Genomic DNA, 14,481 nt, shown 5'->3' with positions numbered 1-14,481 from the left:
ACGGGTGAAGGGCGTGCTTCCGGCTCCGGCCGGGGGCACGCCCTTCGCGTATCAGCCCTTGCCGCCGTGGGTGCTGTCGGTGCCGTCCGTGCTGTCGGTGCCGTCCGTGCCGTCGAAGCTGGCGAAGTACGAGGCGATCATGTCCTCGTCGCCGTGACCCTGCTCGACGGCGCGCCGGAACCGCTCCGCGCCCGCGGCCGCCAGGTCCATCCGTACGCCGGACCGCTCCCCCGCCTCGACGATCAGCCGGGCGTCCTTCTCCGCGGTCCTGGCCGCGAAGCTGGGTGCGAGGTCGCCGCTGCGCAACAGGCCCGCCTTGGCGTGCAGATAGCCGTTGTCCAGCGGTCCGCCCGCGATGGCGTCGAAGAAGCCCTGCGGCTCCACGCCGAGCCCCTCGGCGAGGGCGAGCGCTTCGGCGGTGCCGTGGGTGATGGCGAGGACCCAGCTGTTGATGACGAGCTTGAGCCGGGTGGCCGCGCCCTCCTCCCCGGTCTCGCCGACCCAGACCGTACGGCTGCCGATCGCGTCGAAGACCGGCGCCGCGGCGGTGCGGGCGGCGGGCGGACCGGCGGCGAGGACCACGAGCTGGCCGCTCTCGGCGGGCTGCTTGGTGCCCAGGACGGGCGAGTCGAGGAGGATCAGGTCCCGCTCGCGGGCGAACGCGGCGAGCGTGTCGAGCCCGTCGAGGCCCGCGGTGGTGGCCTGGGCCCACACCGTGCCGGGGCGCAAGGCCGGGGCGGCCTGGCGCATCGTCTCCAGGGCGGCCGGGCCGTCGTGCAGGATCGTCAGGACGACATCGGCGCCGTCCACGGACTGCGCGGGGGTGTCGGTGACGCGTACGCCGTCGGGCTCAAGCGGTTCGGCCTTGGCGCGGGTGCGGTTCCACGCGCGGACGTCGAGCCCGGCGCGGGCGAGGTTGCGCGCCATACCGGAGCCCATGATGCCGGTGCCGAGGACCGCGACGGAGGTTGCTGCCGGGAGTTGTTCGGTCATCCCGTCACGCTAGCGGGGTGTCTCCTGCGTCAGACGACCTGGTGCAGCCAGCGGACGGGGGCGCCCTCACCCGCGTAGCGGAACGGCTCCAGCTCGTCGTCCCACGGCTTGCCGAGCAACTTGGCGATCTCCGCCTGCAGATCGCCCTCGCCCCGGGCGGAGCGGGCCAGCGCGGCGCGCAGCCGGTCCTCGGGGATCAGGATGTCGCCGTGCATGCCGGTGACGGCGTGGAAGATGCCCAGTTCGGGGGTGGAGCTGTAGCGCTCGCCCTCGGCGGTGGCACAGGGCTCGGCGGTCACCTCGAAGCGCAGCAGATGCCAGCCGCGCAGCGCGGAGGCCAGCTTGGAGGCCGTGCCGACCTGGCCCTGCCAGGAGAACTCGGCGCGCCAGGTGCCGTTGGCGGCGGGCTGTTTGATCCAGTCGAGGGTGACGCGCACACCGAGTACGCCCGCGACGGCCCATTCGACGTGCGGGCACAGCGCGCGCGGAGCGGAGTGCACATACAGAACTCCACGTGTCGTCACCGGGGCCTCCTGTGCGGTTCGAGGTGCGCCTTCCCCAGCGGCCTCGCGCCCGTACCGGTCACGCCCGGGACAGCACACGACATTCTGCCCTAATGATCACCCTCGCACCAGTCCCGAGGTTACCTGCGGTGAAATTTTTCGGGCAGAATTCTCTAGAAAAGGGACAGGATGTGACGCAACGTAATGTGACGGTATCGCAACGCGCTTCATGGTGCTGGGCTGCGGCCCAACTGCCACAAGAAAAACGTACCGCGCGGACCGGCCACAGGAGTGACGTACCGTCGGTACCGGATAGATATCACCCAACAGTCGGAGGGGGAACAGCCATGCGGGCCAGCGCACCACGCCGGAAGCAGCGGACCACCGTGCGTACCGGTGTCGCCCTGCTCACGACGGCCGCGGTCATGAGCACGGCAGGCTGTTTCGACAGCTCCGACGACCCCTCCCGGAACGGGCCGAGCCGCGGCGGCAAGGGTCACGCCGAGGGCCCGGCGTGGAACACCCGCCCCAGCTCCATCGCCTCCCTGGGCGACTCCATCACCCGCGGCTTCGACGCCTGCTCGGTGCTCTCCGACTGCCCCAAGGTCTCCTGGTCCACCGGCACGAATGTGAACAGCCTCGCCCAGCGGCTGCGCTCGGGCGCGCGCAGCTGGAACTACGCCAAGACCGGCGCGCTCATGGCCGATCTGCCCGGCCAGATGCAGGCGGCGGCCACGCGCAAGCCGCAGCTGGTGACCGTGATGATCGGCTCCAACGACGCCTGCCGGGACTCGGTCGCCGCCATGACCCCCACCGACCAGTTCCGCTCCACCTTCGCCTCGGCCCTCACCCGGCTGCGCCGCGAGGTGCCGAAGACGCAGGTGTACGTCGCGAGCGTCCCGGATCTGAAGCGGCTGTGGTCGCAGGGGCGGAAGAACGTGCTGGGGCGGCAGATCTGGAAGCTGGGCATCTGCCCGTCGATGCTGAAGGACTCCGACGCGATGGACGCGGCCTCGACGGAGCGGCGGCAGCAGGTCGACAAGCGGGTGGACGACTACAACCGGGTGCTGAAGGACGTATGCGGGAAGGACCCGCTGTGCCGCTACGACGACGCGGTGCACAACTATCGCTTCACCGAGCGCGAGTTGAGCAAGTGGGACTGGTTCCACCCCAGCAAGGCGGGTCAGCAGCGGCTGGCCGCGATGGCCTACCGCCGCATCACCAGTCCCTAGACCCCCTCAGCCCCCTCTAGGACACGCTCACCGGTGCCGTGAGGCGGAGGTCGGCCACGCTGCGGCCCGCTTCCGCCGTGTACGGGCCCGGGATCAGCCGCCAGGCGCCCGCCGCCTCGTCCCAGATCTCCGCCGCGCGGCGCCGTACCGGGATCGCCACCTCCACGGTCTCCCCCGGTCCGGCCTCCGCGGCCGCGAAGCCCGCCAGGCACCGGGCGGGGCGGTCCTCGGAGCCGCCGGTCGGCGGGGCCAGATAGAGCTGCACCACTTCCCTGCCCGGCCGGGAGCCCACGTTCCGCACCCGGACCGTGACCGTGCCCAGATCGCCCGCCGCATCACCCGCCGCATCACCCGCGGGAGTGAAGGCCACCGCCTCGTACGCCCAGTCGGTGTACCCGAGGCCGTGCCCGAACCAGTACGCCGGAGCGGCGCCCTTCTGCCGCTCCCACGCCCGGTAGCCGATGAAGACGCCCTCGTCGTAGGAGAGTTGGCCGCCGCTGGGCGTCACCTGGCTCACCGGCGCGTCCGTCAGCCGGACCGGCCAGGTCGTCGGGAGGCGGCCGCCGGGCTCCTCGGCGCCGAGGAGGACGTCCGCGAGGGCGGCGCCCGCCTCCTGGCCCGGGAACCAGCCGAGGAGGACCGCGGCGACGTCCTCACGCCAGGGCATCTCCACGGGCGAGCCCGCGTTGACGACCACCACGGTCGGGGTGCCGGTGGCGGCGACGCGGCGCACCAGCTCGTCCTGACGGCCCGGCAGCCGCAGGTCCGTACGGTCGAAGCCCTCGCTCTCGACGCTCTCCGTGGTGGCGACCACGACCACGGCGGTGTCGGCCTCGGCGGCCGCGGCGACGGCCTCCTCGATCAGCTCCCGCGGATCGCGCTCCGGGGCGCGGTGCACCAAGCTGAAGCAGACGGCCTGCCAGTTCGCCTCGTCCGACTTGGCGACCGCGCTGGTGAGGCTGACCTCGACCGGTTCGCCCGCCGTCAGCTCGGCCTGCCCGCGCGGCACGGGCGAGCCGAAGAACGCCTCGAACGGGTCCTCGGCCTCCTCCATGGCCTGGTGCCCGTCGAACAGCACCTCATCGCCGACGACCAGCCGGAAGCCGCCGAGGCCCCGGGTGCCGAAGGAGTGCGCGCCGCTCTCGCGCGGGGTGAAGGTGCCGGTGACCTCGACGGTGTGCAGCTCCTCGTACGCGACCCCCTCGGGGAAGTCGCCGAGCCACTGCACTTGGCCGCTGGGCAGCCGGGACTCGCCCAGCACCCGCCCGTCCTCGTCCCGGACGACGGCGCGCAGCGCGAAGCCCTGCGCGGCGGGGGCGAGTTCGTCGGTGGGGTCGGCGCCCACGGCGTAGCCCAGCCGGACATCGGCGGGCAGCGCGGCGCGCAGCCCGTCCAGCGGGGAGACCACATGGTCGGGGAAGACCAGCGCCGAGCCGCCGCCGAGCACCCGGGCGTCCCGCGCGGCGGCGCCGATGAGCGCCAGGGACCGTATGCCGGAGGGCCCGCCGGGCCGCAGCGGCAGCACCGCCGCCTCGCCCTCCCCGGCCGGCTCGTTCCGCAGCAGCACGAAGGAGCGCCGGGCGATCTCGCGGGCGAGCGCGTCGCCGTCGACCGGCCCGGGCCGGTCGGCGGGGGCGACGGCGGGCTCCGCTCCGTCCAGGGCGCCGACCCGGGCGGCCAGGGTCAGCACCCGGCGCACCGCGTCGTCGACGTCCCGTTCGGCCACCCGGCCGTCGCGCACGGCGGCTGCCAGCGCCTCACCGTAGACGGTCTGCGGGCCGGGCATGGCGACGTCGAGCCCGCCCGTCAGGGCTCCGGCGGTGTCGCGGGCGGCCGTCCAGTCGGAGACGATGAAGCCGTCGAACCCCCACTCGCCGCGCAGCACGCCCTGCTGCAGGGCGCGGTGCTCGGTCATCGTGGCGCCGTTGACCCCGTTGTAGGCGGCCATCACACCCCACGGGCGGGCGTCCTTGACGATGGCTTCGAACGGCGCGAGATACAGCTCGCGCAACGCCCGCGCGCCCACCTGGTTGTCGACGGTGAAGCGCTCGGTCTCCGCGTCGTTGGCGACGAAGTGCTTGACGGTGGTGCCCACCCCGCCGTCCTGGACGCCGCGCACATAGCCGGTGCCGATCGCGCCGGTGAGATACGGATCCTCGCTGTACGCCTCGAAGTGGCGGCCGCCCAGCGGCGAACGGTGCAGATTGACGGTCGGGGCGAGCAGCACGTCCACCCCCTTGCGCCGGGCCTCCTGGGCCAGCAGCCGCCCCGCGCGGCGGGCCAGGGCGGGGTCCCAGGTGGCGGCGAGGGCGGTGGGGCTGGGCAGGGCGATGGAGGGGTCGTCGGCGGTCCAGTGGACGCCCCGGACGCCGATCGGGCCGTCCGACATCACCAGGGAGCGCAGGCCGATGGCGGGGACGGCGGGCAGGGACCACATGTCCTGCCCGGCGAGCAGCCGGGTCTTGGTCTCCAGATCGAGCGCGCCGAGCGCCTTCTCGACCACACCGCTCACGCCCGCACTGATCGCATCTGCCATGGCTCGGCCTCCTCAACGGGTCCGTCGTCGGGGCCATCCTGGACCCGTTTACCTGTATCCAGGTAGGCACCGTTATTGTTTCGTTATCAAATCTGCTCTACGGTACTCCCATGGAGAAGCTGGAGAAGCTGGGCGACGACGCGCCGACCCGGCGCGGGCAGGAGCGGCGCGCGGAGATCGTCCGCTGCGCCCTCGAAGTCATCGCCGAGCGCGGCTACCGGGGCGCCACCCTGAGCGCGGTGGCCGAGCGCGCCGGGCTCACCCAGCAGGGGCTGCTGCACTACTTCCCCACCAAGGACGCCCTGCTCATCGCCGTGCTGGCCGAGCGCGACCAGTGGGACACCGGCGCCGCGCGCCGCGACGGCGGCGGCGCCTGGCCGCTGGAACTGCTCGCCTCCCTGGTGGAGTACAACGCGATGCGTCCCGGCATCGTGCAGACCTTCTCCGCGCTGCTGGGCGAGAGCGTCACCGAGGACCACCCCGCGCGCGACTGGTTCACCCGCCGCTACGACCGGGTGCGCGCCGACATGGCGGACACCCTGCGCCGCGAGTGCGGCGACCGGCTGGCCGGCGGGCTCACCCCCGAGAGCGCCGCGCCACTGCTGGTCGCGGTGCTGGACGGGCTGCAGTTCCAGTGGCTGCACGATCCGGACGCGGTGGACATGCCCGCCCTCTTCCGCACCTTCGTCTCGCTGCTGCGGCAGGGAGACGATGAGGAGACGGCATAGCGTCAGCCGGCGGGAGCCGGGCAGGTGTACCGCTCCCCGGGCCCCCACTTCTTGCGGATGTCCGTCGCGGTGACCGCCCCGCACAGCAGCGCGGACCGCGGGGCTCCCTCGGGCGCGCCGTGCAGGATGGCCACCAGCTTGTCGGCGGTCAGCCGCCCGCCCCCGGCCACGCCATGGGCGTCGATCCGGCCGGTCGCCCCGTTGAAACCGCTGCTGCCCAGGCCCTGGTAGAGGACGGCCTGCACCAGCGCCCGGTCCAGCCGCCCGTCCCGCTTCCCGCTGCCCACCCAGGCCTCGTCGATGGCCTGGGACAGATAGCACAGGGCGTCCCAGGCCAGCGGGGAGTGCCCGTCGAGCCGCATCGCCCGGGCCAGCGCCCCGCGTTCGCGGCCGTACTGCGCGTCGTACGCCCGCAGATACGCCTGGGCGCTCTTCGCCCGGACGCGCGACGGCTCGCCGTGCGAGACGTAGTACAGGTTCAGCCCCTGGAAGATCGCCCAGGGATTCTGGCCCAGCAGCAGCGCGTTGGTGACGTCGTCGCCGCCGAGCACGCTGACGGCCGGGCAGCCGTCGGCCATCCGGCCGTACTCGGACAGGAAGGTGACGAACTGGCTGCCGCGGGCCGTCCAGACGACGCCCGTCGGCTCATCGCCGCCCGCCACCCGGCACACCCGCTCCGCGAAGTCCTCCATCGTGTCGTACGACCGCCCGGCCGGTCCGGTGGCGCCCCCGCCCGTCCCCAGCAGCAGCGTCTCGACCGGACCCGGCCGGTACTCGGCGCGGAACGAACGGGCCAGCCCGGCGCTGTACGGATCCTTCGGATCGGCGACCAGCATCACCCGGCGCGCCTTCACCGGGGCGCGGCCGGGCCGGGTCACCATCGCCGCCTCCCGCACGAACGCCGCCATGACCTGGGCGGCACGGGAGTCGACGGGCGCGAGCTGGTAGTAGTGCGGGCCCTGGGCGAGCAGGGAGTCGGCCGTGCCGGAGGTGCCGATCATGGGGATGCCGGCCGCGTCCAGCTTGCGGATCGCGGAGTAGGTGGAGCCGCGGCTCTGGCCGAGGCCGACGGCGCCGACGATCGACGGATCGCGCCGGGCCAGCTGGACGATGGAGTCGGCGACGGCCGGGGCGTCCTCGAAGAGATGGCCCGCGTTGGCCACCAGCACCCGCACCGGAACCCGGTCCTCCGAGGTCAGTGCCAGGGCGTTGACATGGGCCTGGGCGAGCGCGATCCCGCGCAGCTCGGGCAGGGTTCCGCCGCGCACCGGGTCGTCCGCGCCCGCGCCGCCGCTGAACGGGCCGATGTAGACGACGGTGCGGTAGCGCGGCGATGCCGCCTCGCGGCGGCGCATCGCGGCGTCGACCTCGCCGTTCTGCCGGTCTATCTGCCCCAGCACCTCACTGACCTGCCGCTCGTGGGTGCCCTGGGCGAACCGCTGGGTGCCCGTCGTCACCCCGACGCACTGGCCGTCCTTGCCCAGGAAGGTCTGGCCCGCGCAAGAGTCGTCGCCCCCGCCCCAGTAGGGCCGGTAGAGACCGCCGGCCACCAGCCCCAGCGTGATCAGCGCGATCAGCGCCACCCCGGCGATCTCGGTGCGCGGGCCCCAGCGGCGGGACGGCACGACCAGGGTGGGGCGGCGGCCGAGCCAGTACGACGCCCGCTCGTCGTCCTCCGGGCCCTCGCTCACCGGCACCACGATCCCGGTGGGCTGGCCCGCGCGCATGCCCTGCCGCTCGACCAGCTCCAGCTCGGCGCCCGCGTGGGCCAGGTCGGCCGCCTCGATGTCCGGGATGCGGGACGCCAGCGAACGCGCCCCCGCCGCGATCGCGATCACCGACGTACAGCGCAGATCCTCGACGGCGGAGCGCAGTTCGCGTAAGAAACGCTGCACCCGCGAGTCCAGCGCCCCGGCCTCCTCGAAGAGCAGCACGAACCGGGTGGTGCGGCGCATCCGCCACGGGTTGAAGCGGCGGCGGCGCACCGCCCCGTCCAGGTCGGCGAGCAGCGCGTGCATCAGCACCCGGTCCAGGCGCTCGGGGTCGCTGCCCTCGCCGCCGGGCACGTGGTCGAGCGCGGAGCGGAAGAAGTCGGTGGGCGGGGTGCCGCGCTGCAGCCGCGCCCACTCCGCGTACCAGCGGCGGTGGCGGCCGCGGCCGAGCATCCGGCGGGTGGCCCGGATGCCGAACAGCCGGCGAGGCAGGGTCTGGCACAGCGGCCCGGCCACGAAGTTCCACAGCAGCTCCGCGACCGAGCCGCCGCTGGCGTGGTCCCGGCCGCCGATCCGCCACAGCGTGTTGGCCGTGCGCGACCAGCGGCGGTGTTCGTCGTAGCAGTGGTTGCGCAGATCGCGGTGGCGGTGCTCGACGGGCCCGTCGATGGCCGGGGCCGTGACCACCGAGTGCAGCAGCCGGTAGCCCGGCAGCCGCAGCTGCCCGGTGTCCACCGGCATGGACTCGGCGAGCTGCAGCGCGATCTGCTCGAACAGCTCCAGCGGCGGCGGATCGGCGCCGGGCGGGAGCGCCGGTACGTACGCGTGCGGCGCCAGCACCTCGCTGCGGCCGCGCAGCCGCGACCGCAGCCCTCCCACGATCCTCCGGCCGGCCCGCCCGGCGCCCTCTTCCGTCAACAGCACCACCGGCACCCTGCTGCGGCTGCGCCGCTGCTGGATGACCAGCTTGTCGAACGCCTCGACGAAGCGCTCGACCCCGGGATACGCCGGGATGCGGTCCTGTGGGTCCCCCGTCGTCATCGTCCCCGTTCCCCCTCTCCTGCCCGCCCCGTGACAAAGGCGGTGGAAACGAGGGTTATCCCCCGCGGAGAAGGGGCTCATGCGCGGCGGCAGGGGGCGGGTCTCACATCTCGCGCGCCTCCAGCGTGATCGCACGCTCCCCCACGGCCGCGGTGCGCGGAAGCGGAACGAGCTGCTGGCGGACCTCGAGCCGCAGCAGGCTGCTCTCCACGTACGCCGGGCCCGGCACGAACCGCCCGGCCGATGGCTCCTCCACCGACCAGCGGTGCGTCAGCCCGTCACAGAGCGCCGCACCGCCCCCGATCCCCCGCCGCTCCTGGCCCTGGGTGAGCGTGACGAGGATGTCGGCGCGCGGGATGTCCACGCCGTCGCCCAGGCAGCGGTACGTCCCCGCCAGGGCGACGGTCCCGGTGCTGCCCACGTATCCGACGCGGTCCACGGTGACGTTGTCGCCCCACGGCAGCGGCAGGCTCCGCTGCCCCGTCTGCGGCATCCCGGGGAGCCCCGCGGCTCCGGCGGACGGCACGGCGGGGGACGGGGCCGCGTGGGCGGCGGGGGTGAGGGGGACGGCGATGAGCAGGCCGGTGACGGCACCGAGGAAGCGGCGACGGTTGCGCATGGGGTACGTACCTCCGTGAGCGGGGGGATTTCCCTGTGGGGGACGAAGTCCCTGTTACAGCTATCCGGCGCGCGATGCGGCCCGCGGGAACCTCACCCCCGGGCGGCGTGTCCGATACCGCTGGGCGGGTGCTCCCGCGACGGCGGGTTGACCGCCGCCCCGGTCAGCCGCCGGGCCCAGCGGGTGCAGTGCGTGCCCGCCAGGAGGAGGAAGGACGTGGGCAGGAAGACCGCGTCCGAGACGATCATCATGGCGGACAGGAAGGGGATGCCGAGGACGACGGCGATCGCCAGGTGCTCCAGCATCATCGCCGCCAGCAGGGCGTTCTTCAGCCGCCGGTAGCCGAGCAGGAAGGGGAAGGCCACCTGCACGATGACCGTCCCGTAGGTCAGCGCGAAGACCGCGAGCATGCTGTGGGTGAGCGGTCCCACGACGGCGGGCCACGGCATGAAGTAGTCCAGGTGGAGGGCGTAGTACAGCCCGCTGCCCTCCTGCCACCGGAGGCCCTGGACCTTGTACCAGCCCGCCGTCCCGTAGATGAAGCAGACCTGGACCGCGATCACCAGCATCGCGCAGTTGTGCAGCATCGCCGTGGCCGCGTCGAGCAGGTCGCGCGCCTGGCGCCCCCAGGACCACCGGTGCGCCGCGTACCACACGCCGTGGGCCGCCCAGAACGCCCACAGGACCGCCGCCCACGCGGTGTGCGGGAAGCCGTCGGACACCCACAGCAGCAGCACCCCGAGCGCCTGCCACAGCGCGACCCCGGCCCGGTCGTACACCGGTTTCCCGTGCCACCGGGCCCGGGCACGGCGGTATGCGTCGAGCGACCAGACCGCCCCGCAGCGGGTGAACGCCAGGTACAGGGCCATGACCCGCATCGCGTTGTCCCCGGCGTCACCCAGATAGGTGTTACGGCTCTCGATCGACAGCACCGCCACCAGGAACACCACGGACGTGCCCCGGGTACGCCAGCCCAGCATCAGCAGGAGGGCGGCCACGATCGCGCCGTGGTAGACGAGTTCGAACCACCAGTGGCCACCGGACCACAGCAGCACGCTGAACCGGTGGTCCTCCTCGATGACACGGGCCGCCATGTCCGGCGCCCAGGGGCTGCGGTCGCCGTACAGCAGCCGCCGGTTCGGCCACTCCCGTAGCAGGAAGGCGGCGGCGATGCCGCCGAGCCCGATGCGGAGCAGGGCGGCCTGGTAGGGGGCGTGGGTGCGGGCGGCGAAGGTGATCAGCCGGGCCAGTCGGTTCACTCACAGTCCCCTGTGGTCGTCGTCCGTCACCGGCCACCAGGGCAGGGTGCGGTGGGTGGTGTCGCGCCCGGGCGGGCGCGCGCTCCAGTGCGGAGGCGGGATGAGCGCGGACCGGCTGCGCATCTGCAGTGCGATGATCCGCTCGCCGTGGGCGCCCTGGCCGCTGTGCGCGAGGCGACTCAGAGCGATCCGCTTGAGGTATTCGGCGGCGAGCGCGCCCCGTGCGTCGGTCGGCGCCTCCCGCCGGTTGTGCGTGTCCCGGTAGAAGTCCCAGGCGCGGCGCAGCAGGTTCTGGTCCGCGTGGCTCGGCAGCAGGCTGTGCCGTACGCCCGCGATGTCCTGGGCCGTGAGGCTCGTCCACCGTCCCGTACGGCGCACCCCGGTTCCGCCCGCGGTCAGCGCCCGGGCCTCGACGCGGATGTTCGCCTGGAGCGGCTGGGGCGCGAACAGCTGCCAGTCCTGGGTGAATTCGGGGTAGACGTGCCCATCGATGGTGTGTGCGTACGCCCGCTGCACCGGACTTGGCGGCGCGATGCTCAGGAACACCAGGGCCAGGTGCCAGAGCGCCGCGCCGAGCAGCACGACGGCGGTCACCGCCAGCAGCGCGAGGGAGGGACCGGACCAGGTGTGACCGGGGTCGCCCGGCCCCTCCTCCAGCACGGGCGCCCGGGGCGCACAGACCCTGGCGGTCGCATGCCGCCCGGCGTCTCCGTCCCCGGGCCGCCCGGCAGGGGCCTTGGTGGGCTGTTCCATCATGCTCCGCTCACCGCGACCGGATACCGATGCCGCTATCCGCGGATGTTGAGGCAGTTCGCCCCGATGCCGCGAGGCGCGTTGGGAGCAGCCGCCGGGACGCTGAACGCGGCGAGGGACATGCCGCCGCCCCCGCTGCCGCTGCCGCCGCTGCTGCCGCTGGCCCCGCTACTGCTCCCACTGCTGCCACTACTCCCGCTGGCCCCGCTACTGCTCCCGCTACTCCCACTGCTGCCGCTGCTCCCACTACTCCCACTGCTGCCGCTGCTCCCACTACTCCCGCTACTCCCACTGCTGCCACTACTCCCGCTACTCCCACTGCTGCCGCTGCTCCCACTACTCCCGCTGCTCCCACTGCTGCCGCTGCTCCCACTACTCCCACTGCTCCCGCTGGTGCCCCCGGTGGCCAGGCCTCCGAATCGGCTGTCGCAGTCGTTGTCCTGCGTCGAGCCGCCACGGATGAAGGCGCGGAACAGGTCGCCGGGGTTCGGGCCCTGCTGCGCCCGAGTGGAATGGGTGCCACCGTCCTGATGGACGCCGCCGAAGGCGACAGCCGCCGCAACACACGCACTCAGGACGACCGTTCGCAGTACTCTCTTCATCTGACCGCCTCTCTCGATGAAACCTTCGCCGTCAGCGGCGCAGCCTGCCCGGGGGTGGAACGCGGTCGTGGCACCGACACGATCACGTCCGCCAAATGGCCCGTAGCAGAGAGGTCAGCGTTCGATAACCATTCGACGCAGGACCATTGACACCCCTGACGCCCGGTGATTACCGTCACGCCAGGATTTCGAACGAGTGACGAAATATCGAACACCGCGAAGGGTCAGAGCCTTGCGCATCACCGGAATCAGCACGCACGTCGTCGGCACCCCCTGGCGCAATCTCACCTACGTGCAGGTCCACACCGATGAGGGCATCACCGGCGTCGGCGAGACCCGCATGCTCGGCCACACCGATGCGCTCCTCGGCTATCTGCACGAGGCCGAGAAGAACCACATCGCCGGGTCGGACCCGTTCGCGGTGGAGGACCTGGTGCGCCGGATGAAGTACGGCGACTACGGCCGGGCGGGCGAGATCGTGATGTCCGGGATCGCCTGTGTCGAGATGGCCTGCTGGGACATCAAGGGCAAGGCGCTCGGGGTGCCGGTCTGGCAGCTGCTCGGCGGCAAGGTGACCGACAAGGTCAAGGCGTACGCGAACGGCTGGTACACGGTCGAGCGCACCCCCGAGGCGTTCCACAAGGCGGCCACCACGGTGGTCGAGCGCGGCTACCGGGCGCTGAAGCTGGACCCGTTCGGCACCGGCCACTTCGAGCTGGACCACGCCGAGACGCTGCATTCGATCTCGCTGGTCGAGGCGGTGCGGGACGCGATCGGGCCCGACGCGGAGCTGCTGGTGGAAATGCACGGGCGGTTCAGCCCGTCCACCGCCGTGCGCATCGCGGGCGAGCTGGAGCGGTTCCGGCCGTCGTGGCTGGAGGAGCCGGTGCCGCCGGAGAACCTGAAGGCGCTGGCGAAGGTCACGGAGAAGACGAACCTGCCGATCGCGACGGGTGAGCGCATCCACGACCGGATCGAGTTCCGCGAGCTGTTCGAGTCGCAGGCCGCCGACATCATCCAGCCGGACGTCGGCCACATCGGCGGCATCCTGGAGACCCGCAAGCTGGCCGCGACCGCCGAGACGCACTACGTGCTGGTCGCGCCGCACAACGTCGGCGGCTCGGTGCTGACCGCCGCCTCCCTCCAGGTCGCGGGCTGCACCCCGAACTTCAAGATCCTGGAGCACTTCAACGACTTCGCCGACGCGGAGATCAAGAAGGTGGTCAAGGGCGCGCCGCAGGTCGTGGACGGCTACTTCGAGCTGTCGCACGAGCCGGGCCTCGGCGTCGAGCTGGACACCGACGCGGCGGCCGAATTCCCGCAGCAGCAGGCCCGTTTCGACCTGTGGGCCGAGGGCTGGGAGAAGCGGGACCCGAAGGGCTTGAAGCGGTGACCGCGCTCGTCCTCGACGCGCCCGGCGCGTTCCACCTTGAGCAGACCGCCCCGGCCGAGGCCGGGCCCGGGGACGCGCTGGTGCGGGTCCACGCGTCCGGGATCTGCGGCAGCGACCGGGAGGTGTACGAGGGGAACCGGCCCGAGGGGTACGTGCGGTATCCCGTCACCCCCGGCCATGAGTGGTCCGGGACGGTCGAGGCGGTCGGCGCGGGCGTACCCGAAGCGCTCGTCGGCCGGAAGGTCGTCGGCGAGGGGTTCCGCAACTGCCAAGTGTGCGACCGCTGTCACGCCGGGGAGACCACGCTGTGCACGGCGGGGTACGAGGAGACCGGCTTCACCCAGCCGGGGGCGATGGCCACCACCCTGACCCTGCCCGCCCGGCTGCTGCACCCGCTGTCCGACGACGCCGATCTGACCGCGGCCGCCCTGCTGGAGCCCGCCGCGTGCATCGCCGCCGCCGCGCTCAAGGCCAACGCGCAGCCAGGCCAGCGGGTCGCGGTGGTGGGCACCGGGACGCTCGGCATGATCGCCGTGCAGTTCCTGGCCGCCGTCTCCCCCGCCGAGCTGCTGGTGGTCGGGACCCGGCCGGACCGGGAGCAACTGTCGCTGTCCTTCGGGGCCACGGCCTTCGTCACGAACGACCGGCTGGAGGACGTCCGGGGCGGCTTCGACATCGTTATCGAGACCGCCGGGTCCGCCCCCGCCGCCCGTACCTCCGCCGCCCTGCTGCGGCGCGGCGGCCGGCTGGTGCTCACCGGCATCCCGGCGGCGGGCACGGCGGACGGGCTCGACCCGACCGACCTGGTCGTCCGGCAGATCGAGGTGCAGACCGTGTTCGGGGCCGCGCCGGACGCGTGGGCGCACGCGGTGCGGGTCTTCGACGCGGGGCTGCTGACGCTGCTGCCCCTGGTGACGCACGAACTGCCGCTCACCGACTTCGCCACCGCCATCGAGCTGGTGGGGAGCGGTGATCCGAAGGTGGGCAAGGTGCTGCTGCGACCCGCGTGATCCCTTCCGAATCTCCCCCCGGGGAACACCTTCGCTCCCCGAAAACCTGAACGGTCCTCAAAGACGAGGGCTTCACCTAGTCCTTACGGCGATACAAGGA

General features: G+C 72.8%; 12 protein-coding genes. 5 read left to right on the top strand and 7 right to left on the bottom strand.

From position 1 onward, the window contains the following. Positions 1-51: 51 nt before the first annotated feature. Together ACFZCY_RS05760 and ACFZCY_RS05755 are read right to left on the bottom strand one after the other, a co-directional pair. Positions 52-993, bottom strand: coding sequence for an NAD(P)-binding domain-containing protein (locus ACFZCY_RS05760; protein ID WP_391169783.1), 942 nt, complete (start codon positions 991-993; stop codon positions 52-54). Between the two features lie 29 nt (positions 994-1,022). Beyond that, positions 1,023-1,517, bottom strand: a complete 495-nt coding sequence (locus ACFZCY_RS05755; protein WP_391169782.1) for a DUF3145 family protein — start codon at positions 1,515-1,517, stop codon at positions 1,023-1,025. A 326-nt stretch (positions 1,518-1,843) separates the two neighbouring features. On the opposite strand from ACFZCY_RS05755, the gene ACFZCY_RS05750 reads away from it, so the two are divergent. Then, the gene (locus ACFZCY_RS05750; protein ID WP_391169781.1) at positions 1,844-2,728 is read left to right on the top strand and encodes an SGNH/GDSL hydrolase family protein; all 885 of its coding nucleotides are present in this window, start codon (positions 1,844-1,846) and stop codon (positions 2,726-2,728) included. A gap of 16 nt (positions 2,729-2,744) precedes the next feature. On the opposite strand, the gene ACFZCY_RS05745 is transcribed toward ACFZCY_RS05750, so the two are convergent. Further along, a complete protein-coding gene (locus ACFZCY_RS05745) occupies positions 2,745-5,264 on the bottom strand; it encodes a glycoside hydrolase family 3 C-terminal domain-containing protein (RefSeq protein WP_391169780.1) in 2,520 nt (839 codons plus the stop codon). Positions 5,265-5,374: 110 nt separating this feature from the next. On the opposite strand from ACFZCY_RS05745, the gene ACFZCY_RS05740 reads away from it, so the two are divergent. After that, a complete protein-coding gene (locus ACFZCY_RS05740) occupies positions 5,375-5,992 on the top strand; it encodes a TetR family transcriptional regulator (RefSeq protein ID WP_391169778.1) in 618 nt (205 codons plus the stop codon). Between the two features lie 2 nt (positions 5,993-5,994). On the opposite strand, the gene ACFZCY_RS05735 is transcribed toward ACFZCY_RS05740, so the two are convergent. The 4 genes from ACFZCY_RS05735 to ACFZCY_RS05720 form a co-directional block, all read right to left on the bottom strand. Then, positions 5,995-8,745, bottom strand: a complete 2,751-nt coding sequence (locus tag ACFZCY_RS05735) for an ABC transporter substrate-binding protein (protein ID WP_391169776.1) — start codon at positions 8,743-8,745, stop codon at positions 5,995-5,997. A 103-nt stretch (positions 8,746-8,848) separates the two neighbouring features. Further along, a complete protein-coding gene (locus tag ACFZCY_RS05730; protein WP_391169774.1) occupies positions 8,849-9,364 on the bottom strand; it encodes a DUF6299 family protein in 516 nt (171 codons plus the stop codon). A 92-nt stretch (positions 9,365-9,456) separates the two neighbouring features. Continuing rightward, a complete protein-coding gene (locus ACFZCY_RS05725) occupies positions 9,457-10,623 on the bottom strand; it encodes an HTTM domain-containing protein (protein ID WP_391169772.1) in 1,167 nt (388 codons plus the stop codon). Continuing rightward, the gene (locus ACFZCY_RS05720; protein ID WP_391169770.1) at positions 10,624-11,379 is read right to left on the bottom strand and encodes a DUF5819 family protein; all 756 of its coding nucleotides are present in this window, start codon (positions 11,377-11,379) and stop codon (positions 10,624-10,626) included. Positions 11,380-11,906: 527 nt separating this feature from the next. Here ACFZCY_RS05720 and ACFZCY_RS05715 point away from each other — a divergent pair. The 3 genes from ACFZCY_RS05715 to ACFZCY_RS05705 all read left to right on the top strand — a co-directional run bounded on the left by ACFZCY_RS05715 (position 11,907) and on the right by ACFZCY_RS05705 (position 14,381). Further along, on the top strand, positions 11,907-12,128 hold the full coding sequence (locus ACFZCY_RS05715; RefSeq protein WP_391169768.1) for a hypothetical protein: 222 nt from the start codon (positions 11,907-11,909) through the stop codon (positions 12,126-12,128). An 82-nt stretch (positions 12,129-12,210) separates the two neighbouring features. Continuing rightward, positions 12,211-13,371, top strand: coding sequence for an enolase C-terminal domain-like protein (locus tag ACFZCY_RS05710; RefSeq protein ID WP_391169766.1), 1,161 nt, complete (start codon positions 12,211-12,213; stop codon positions 13,369-13,371). Then, a complete protein-coding gene (locus ACFZCY_RS05705; RefSeq protein ID WP_391169764.1) occupies positions 13,368-14,381 on the top strand; it encodes an alcohol dehydrogenase catalytic domain-containing protein in 1,014 nt (337 codons plus the stop codon). The genes ACFZCY_RS05710 and ACFZCY_RS05705 overlap by 4 nt, the downstream gene beginning before the upstream one ends. The last annotated feature ends 100 nt before the right edge of the window (positions 14,382-14,481 follow it).

Origin of the sequence: Streptomyces sp. NPDC007983 (genome assembly GCF_042958345.1) — a bacterium.
Lineage (GTDB): Bacteria > Actinomycetota > Actinomycetes > Streptomycetales > Streptomycetaceae > Streptomyces.
This window is presented reverse-complemented; position numbering and strand designations above follow the sequence as displayed.

Bases quoted from the DNA above. Each gene is read 5' to 3' on its own strand.
- ACFZCY_RS05730 (WP_391169774.1), bottom strand. From the start codon at position 9,364: ATGCGCAACCGTCGCCGCTTCCTCGGTGCCGTCACCGGCCTGCTCATC.
- ACFZCY_RS05745 (WP_391169780.1), bottom strand. From the start codon at position 5,264: ATGGCAGATGCGATCAGTGCGGGCGTGAGCGGTGTGGTCGAGAAGGCG.
- ACFZCY_RS05715 (WP_391169768.1), top strand. From the start codon at position 11,907: ATGGACGCCGCCGAAGGCGACAGCCGCCGCAACACACGCACTCAGGAC.
- ACFZCY_RS05735 (WP_391169776.1), bottom strand. From the start codon at position 8,745: ATGACGACGGGGGACCCACAGGACCGCATCCCGGCGTATCCCGGGGTC.
- ACFZCY_RS05720 (WP_391169770.1), bottom strand. From the start codon at position 11,379: ATGATGGAACAGCCCACCAAGGCCCCTGCCGGGCGGCCCGGGGACGGA.
- ACFZCY_RS05760 (WP_391169783.1), bottom strand. From the start codon at position 993: ATGACCGAACAACTCCCGGCAGCAACCTCCGTCGCGGTCCTCGGCACC.
- ACFZCY_RS05750 (WP_391169781.1), top strand. From the start codon at position 1,844: ATGCGGGCCAGCGCACCACGCCGGAAGCAGCGGACCACCGTGCGTACC.
- ACFZCY_RS05740 (WP_391169778.1), top strand. From the start codon at position 5,375: ATGGAGAAGCTGGAGAAGCTGGGCGACGACGCGCCGACCCGGCGCGGG.